We start from the raw sequence: 6,970 nt of genomic DNA, 5'->3' as shown, positions 1-6,970 counted from the left end.
CATAGCTCAAGTCGTCTCAAGACGACTGTAGATTAATATTTGATATCAAGTCCGGCTTAAATACCCCCTCACTGTTTTAGTCTGCGGAGGCAGACTTTGTTTGACTCGCTTTGCGGTTTCAACCGCCGAATCATCGAGGGAGTAGCGAACCCGGATTTGCTTTCAACCTATCAATTTCGCGCGCCGCTGACGGAGGAAAACGGCTAAAAGCCCGATCGCCCCAACGATCAAAAGCAGCCATTCTTCCGGTTCCGGAACCCCAGAAACATTCAAAGGATTGTTCGGTTTCGTCAACTGTTCCTTACCAGATTCTACCTTGCGATCGAATCGATCGCTCTTAGCTTCCGCCGCCTTTAGCTGTTCTCTTTGCGCGTCATTAACCAACACAATCATTGAAGAATAAGGCGTGACGACTTTAAAAGTTTTAGCCAGCGAGTGCATGGCATCCAACTGAGTCAACTGATTGGAAGTTTTCTCTTTGCTAAGTGCGGCGATTAACTGCCGCGCAGCTATCGGTTTAAAAGCTTCATTTTCATCATCAGTTATTTTCGCAACCCCCGCCGCCACCTTTGGAGTTTTGGCGTAACTCCAAACATAGCCATCAACAACAGTGATTGCAGATTTCCCTGATGCGGCTGTCGTCGCCACTCGCTGCATCGCCTCTGTGATATTTGTCGCAACTCCGCCACCGCTATCTTGAATGAGCTTTAAAGTTCCATCATCGTAAGCCGGTGGTAAGCCTCCCAAATGCACAGTCCATAGGGGTGAGGGCATGGAAACGCTGGTTTTGCGATCGTCGGATAACTCGTAACTGTGGCGATCGCTCACCAAGAATACAGTATCGTAAGTGCGATCGGCGCGCAACTGTGCAAACTGTTGCAGAATATCCTTAAGTTGGAGCGTACCATAAAACGTCAACTTTCCCACATCAAAACTCCCCAAATCTTCCACCAACTTCGGCGGCATCCCCGCAGCACTCGCCACATACAAATCAACCGTATTTGCTTTTAAACTATTCGCTTTCAACCATTCAAAATTCTCCTTAACTTCCTTTGTTTCCCCCGTCATACTGCGGGAAGTATCCAGAATCACTGCAATTTTTTTGCCCTGCGGCAGCGAATAATTTGCATCAACCAGCGGCTTAGCAGAAATCGTATTTTCTCCCGGTAAATTTGCTAAACGCGGTATTAGTTGCTGCTGCGAAACTGCTGGCACAAAAGTCGGCAGCCAAGTTTTTTTTGCCTCTTTTCCCCTGTAATTTACCTGTTTTCCGGCAATTGTGCGGCGAGTATTTCCATCCCAATAAATGTTACGTTTTTCTGCTAAAACAGGCATCGCCCAACCCTGTGGCTGTCGCATAACTTTATAAGTCAGCCACAGATTCATCTCCGTTGGCGCGTTAGTTTGCGTGCGCGAAAACTCTCGTTTAGCCGGAATTGGAAAAGCTCGCAAGCGGTATTGTTTCGGGCCAACTTGTTCGAGCAAAGCCGGGTCTACCCTTTCTCTCACCTGCTGGTTGTAAACTTGCTGTGCGGCACCTCTGGGCGACACACTAAATGCAAAACGCCTTTTCAAATCCCCAGTATCGCCCAGCCAAACTCCTGTAACTGCGGCGCTTTCTGGTAGCGAAAAGTAATAAAATACTTCTTGCAAGTTCGGCGTTTGATTTTTGTAAACTTCGTAGAGTTGAACGTCAGCCCAATCGCCCTTTTCTGTGACTGTAACTTCTTGCGACTGCAACCATACTTTTTCTTCATTGACATTCAGCAAACCTGCTTTTGCTTCTTCGCGGTTAGATGTTGACCGCACCGCGTGTTTTACTGCTTCCGTGTCACCTTTTTGAATTTCGGTATCGAAGAATCCAGCGTATAGTTTTTCGGCTTTTTTAACATCAGAATCAGAGCCTTGATACAAAAACGGCGACATGATAAAATTGTAGCTGTTTTGTAATGTGCTAGCCGCTCCATCGGGCAAATTTAAAAGGCTTTTGTACATTGCATAAATGTGGTTGTTTTCTCCTACCGTGCTGAGGTAACGGTAATCGGACAAATAAGCATTAACTAAGCCCGATCGAATGACATCGGACTTTGCTAGCAAGCTTTGGCGAACAGTATCATTTGCGGCTGGATTCGCCAGCATTTTCAGTGCTTTAACTTGTGGCTGCTGCTGCAAAGCTGCGAACACGGCCAGCCAAGCTGCCATTACTCCCAAACTTCCCAATATTGCCTTATTTTTCCCGTATTGAGAACTAAAATATTGCAGAATTTTGCGACCCGAATGGATGTACAGAAAGCCGTAAAGCATAGGCATTACCACAAATAAGCTACAGGTAAAGCTAAACAGAACTAATAATAATGGCAGCCACAAAATTATATTCCACCCACCGTATTTTAGCGACTCTAAGAACGGTGTCACCCATGCAAAGCTGAAAAATTGAATTGTTATTTGTATGCACCAAATTACGGAGAAAATTGCCACTGGTATGGCGTAAAACATCAGCAATACAGCCGCCCAAACTCCCACAATTAGCATTAAGCTGTGGAAACCCATTTGCAGCCAAGCAATTCGTTGTTCTCCGATGAATCTTAAAAATTGTGGCTGACTCTGGTTTGGTTTTTGTAATTGACCATCGTCTCTAGTATCTCTTATTTCTCCCAAATATCCGCAGCACATTTCCCAGAAAAATGCTGCGATGCACAAGACAACAGTAGCGATAATTTGAGAACTTGCTGGAGTCAATTCTCGCAGCAGGAACAGGCGGATTAAAATCAGCAAAAATAGCGGTGCCTCTACGCCGTAAAATAGGCGCATTAGCTGCAATGGTTTCCTTGAAAAATACTTCGCGCCCACGATGGTACAAGCAGCAGGTACTATTATTAATGCTGCCAGCGTTAAGGAAAACTCAAGGGGAATGATGCCGTCAATTGTAGCTTGAATTAGTGGTATTCCCACTACAGGTAAAATACCCAAGTAAACAGTTGACAAGAACGTCAGATTCCACAGCCAAAAAATAAATTGAAATATTATATTAAATGCCTGCTTGATTTTATTCATTTTTTGCTCCTGTTAAGCTTTGTTTGACAGCATTGTGCACGTTAGCAGTAAACTCTTCTACCTCAGGACTATCGGGATTTACGGAACTGTCAAAAAGAATAGAAACTAGCACCCAAGTCTGATTGCGATGGGTGATGTCGCTGCCGATGCGCGACAAGAAGTTATCGGTTGTTTGCGCTTGAGATTGCAACCAGTATGTTGCGGATAGTTGGTTGTCTTTGAGATACAGCCAGCGAGCGGTTACGCTAGGAGTTAGCTGTTTTTGTTCTATTCGATTGACGGAGATGCCACTGGTGACAAAGCACAACTCTGGTGCGTGATAAGTCTGCCAAGATGTGCTGGCTACTGCGAGCATGGAACCGTGCAAGTTACCTGATGCAAATCTCTTTTTTTCTGCTTTTGTCTCTGGGTAATTGCCGAAGAATCTTTGTTCGCTGGGATTCAGCCCGATTGCTTCGGATATAATTTGTTGGGGTAGTTGTAAAGGGGCGATCGCTACTTTTGTACTTTCTACATGATACAATTGAGAAATTACTGCTAAAACAGCCACCGTCGCAATTAGTCCGGCTTTTGCCAGAGGCTGATTTTTCAGTATTTCGGAATCTCGTTGCGAGTGGAAATCAATTTGTTTTGTTGCCTGAAATTTGGGAACTTGTTGCAGCATCAACCAACTTACAAAACAACCGCAGACTAAACCTACAATTCCTAGCGGTACGTGAAGGATTTCTGCATAGGTTGGCTGTTGCGCAACTTGGGCAATTAGGACTAACACAACAACCCGCAAAGCGTTAGCCGACAACAACATTAACAAGTTAGCAGCGCATACTGCCAGCCATTGAAAACTCAATTTTCGGCTTTCTAACCAGGTAGCCACTAGCAAAAATAACGTCCCGACTAACAGGGTTTTAATGCCGCTGCAAGGCACATCAACGTGAGCGATCCCGTTTTCCAAAATCAGGATATCGTAGGAAGAAATAGCTCCCACGTGCAGGATTGAGAGCAACTGTTCTACTACGTGAGCTGTCATCACTCGCGCGGGCAAGCCGAGGCCGCTATTAAACTGATTGCTGAAGGGTAAAATACAAGCCAGCAACCCGGCTGCTGGCAAGTTTTTTTGCCAAAAATTCGGTTCTGCAAAGCAGCCCGACAGCCCGTAAGTTCCTAGGATAAATAGCAGTACGCTAACTTGTGGGATATTAATTATGCACCCCTGGGCGATCGCCAAAACACCTGCACCCAACATTAACAGCAGCGGATAGCGCCTCAAAACGAAGTTTGGGGAAAATCCCCGCGGGCGATCGCCCGAACTGAGCGATCGCACTACTAATGCTACAATCAGAAAACCAATTGCTATCTTGTACAGTGCCGGTATCTCAACAAACGAGGATAACAGCCACTTAACAGCAGAGATATTGGCCCAAAACCAAGCAAGCGCCAGCAAAAAAGGAGCCAGCCAAACCAAATTAACCGCCTGAGGGGGACTAACAGAATCTGAAATTCCCGAATCTGGAATATTGGTGCGCTGCATGATACCGCTTGACATTCACATTGATGAAATCTTAGCTCAGCAAAATTGGTAATGCCTAGACCTGTAAATTAAGTTTTGTCAAGCTGCTATTTTCTATACATAAATGTTAGCCTTATAATAATTTTATCGGAGGTAAAAATGAGCGAAAAAACGACAGGATACAAAATTCTTAGCGATAATCGACAAGCGCGCCATATGTATGAAATTATAGATACATATCAGGTGGGAATCGAGTTAAAGGGAACCGAAGTCAAATCAATTCGGGAAGGAAAAGCCAACTTGCGAGACGGATATGCTTTGGTTAAAAATGGCGAAATATGGCTAATTAACGTTCATATTTCGCCCTGGAGAAGTGCTAGCAACTATTTTAATCACGAGCCTCGCCGCACCCGTAAATTGCTGATGCACAAGCAAGAAATTCGCAAATTAATCGGCAAAGTGGAAGAAAAAGGCTTGACTTTAGTGCCTTTAAAAATGTATTTGAAAGGTGGCTGGGTAAAACTTGATATCGGTTTGGGGAAAGGCAAAAAACTGCACGACAAGCGCGAAGATTTGAAGAAACGCGAAGACAAGCGCGATATGGAACGGGCGATGAAGCAATTTTAGTCAGCAGTCAGCAGTCAGCAGTCATCAGTCAGCAGTCAGCAGTCAGCAGTCAGCAGTCAGTAGTCAGTCGTCAGTAATCAGTCGTCAACTGTCAACTGTCAACTGTCAACTGTCAACTGTCAACTATCAACTGTCAACTGTCAACTGTCAACTGTCAACTGTCAACTGTCTAAGCATTATTACTTATTGCGGTAACACTTCAAGCTTCCTACTTCCCGCTTTTTTTTCGTCAAAATGTCCGGATGGCTTGTAGAAACTGATGAATGATCGACCTATGCTCGAATACATATAGGTAGTGAGAACATTACACCATTCGGGTGTCGAGTTACAAACTAGAGCTCAGAAATAAACTCAAGCATGAGTCATTTCCTAAGATGATGATGCCATTAGGGTGGCAATTACATATTGCCCAGCCAATCTACCCCAACTCTCAAGTCTAAATATGCTAAAAACCACACCATTAGCTAATTTTTTTAATATCATGAAACAGCCGGGAAAAAAGCATCAAAACTCGAAGTGGGCAGCCTTCCTGCTGATGCTAACCGTAGGCTTTGGCGGTTGGCAGCTTGGGTTGCCAGAACTCGCATCATTTTTTAACAATAAGGGTTTTGAAAACTACAAAGCCAATCGATTGGCTGATGCTCAACAAGCCTATGAGTTAGCGCTCTCCGTAGACCCCAAAAGCCGACCAGCTCTTTACAATTTGGGATGGCTGTGCGAAGAGGTGCAAGATTTAGAATGCGCCAAAGGAAAATATCTGCAAGCTGCCAAACTAGGTATGCCGGCTGCTTACAGCAATCTGGCTCGATTGTATATAGTTGAGAAAAAAAACTATTCTGCGGCCGTTCACTTGCTGTGGCAAGGTTTGAAATTCGCTGAGGACGATCAAGTTAAATATTCTTTACTCAAAAATTTTGGATGGGCTCGGCTGAAACAGGGTCGATATTCCGAGGCATTGCAACATCTGGATGCAGCGATTAAACTTGATAGTGAAAGACCAGCAACTTACTGCTTAAAAGCGCAAGTCCTAGAAGGGATGAAAAAAACTAAGGAAGCGCTACCGCAGTGGAAAACTTGTCTAAAGTATGCGGATTCCCAAGAATTCGATGAGGATATATGGATAGGAATGGCACGTCAACGATTAAAAGAGGAAAAAACAAATAAATGAAACGCACAGTTTTGCTTTCATCAACCATACTCGCAATTATAACGGTACTGGAGCTAAGTCAAGCCTCAACGGCGCTGCCAACTTCTGCGACTGTTAAACCTACAGTTAATGAATCAGTCGAAACGCCGTTTAACTCCAATCAGTCAACGTGGCGACGGTGCAAAGGTAGCGAAGCTGGAAATTATTCGTGCCCTAGATTCGTCACGCCTACGGACAGCGAAGAATAAGAATTATTTTGAAATAATTTTGTAGAGTGCGCCATCCGCACTTGACACCCACAGGTATGTATTATGTAGTAGTATTATGTAGGTGCGCGGGGCGCACCTTATACCATTTTAGATTTGAGATTAAAGCATTAAATAATTGGAAATGACCGATGACGATTTTGGTTTGCAGCTTGCCTCAAGCTGCATTTTTTTTTGAACAGGTGGCAGATTCTAATTTTATCAAGTACGGCCGATTAATCCCCGGAGGACAGGGTACGGCGCTGCGACGTGTCTTGCTGGATGTGTACTTCAACTGAAATTTGCTGTAGTTACTTTGTTCCTACAGCCATTTACAGTAGACTTGAATTGCAAAAATCGGAAAACACCCTGAAATTATCTGCGTTTATC

At 44.3% G+C, this 6,970-nt stretch carries 6 protein-coding genes; 4 read left to right on the top strand and 2 right to left on the bottom strand.

Annotated elements, in window-relative coordinates; all coding sequences use genetic code 11:
• Nucleotides 1-162: 162 nt before the first annotated feature.
• Entirely contained in the window at nt 163-3,054 is a 2,892-nt protein-coding gene (locus QT974_RS22975; protein ID WP_333470736.1) for a TIGR02921 family PEP-CTERM protein, read from the bottom strand.
• A complete protein-coding gene (xrtO, locus tag QT974_RS22970; protein ID WP_333470735.1) occupies nt 3,047-4,582 on the bottom strand; it encodes an exosortase O in 1,536 nt (511 codons plus the stop codon). The genes QT974_RS22975 and xrtO overlap by 8 nt, the downstream gene beginning before the upstream one ends.
• 138 nt (nt 4,583-4,720) lie before the next feature.
• On the opposite strand from xrtO, the gene smpB reads away from it, so the two are divergent.
• The 4 genes from smpB (at nt 4,721) to QT974_RS22950 (ending at nt 6,879) form a co-directional block, all read left to right on the top strand.
• Complete coding sequence (smpB, locus tag QT974_RS22965; RefSeq protein WP_333470734.1) at nt 4,721-5,188, top strand: SsrA-binding protein SmpB; 468 nt, start codon at nt 4,721-4,723, stop codon at nt 5,186-5,188.
• Between the two features lie 442 nt (nt 5,189-5,630).
• Entirely contained in the window at nt 5,631-6,356 is a 726-nt protein-coding gene (locus QT974_RS22960) for a tetratricopeptide repeat protein (protein ID WP_333470733.1), read from the top strand.
• On the top strand, nt 6,353-6,583 hold the full coding sequence (locus QT974_RS22955) for an Osc7112_2153 family protein (RefSeq protein WP_333470732.1): 231 nt from the start codon (nt 6,353-6,355) through the stop codon (nt 6,581-6,583). Before QT974_RS22960 ends, QT974_RS22955 begins: the two co-directional genes overlap by 4 nt.
• Before the next feature lie 149 nt (nt 6,584-6,732).
• A complete protein-coding gene (locus QT974_RS22950) occupies nt 6,733-6,879 on the top strand; it encodes a hypothetical protein (RefSeq protein ID WP_333470731.1) in 147 nt (48 codons plus the stop codon).
• The last annotated feature ends 91 nt before the right edge of the window (nt 6,880-6,970 follow it).

It is taken from the genome of Microcoleus sp. BM001215392 (assembly GCF_036700185.1).
In the GTDB taxonomy this organism is placed as follows: Bacteria; Cyanobacteriota; Cyanobacteriia; order Cyanobacteriales; family Microcoleaceae; genus Microcoleus.
The sequence above is the reverse complement of the archived record's forward strand: the minus strand, read 5'-3'. Positions and strand labels throughout refer to the sequence as shown.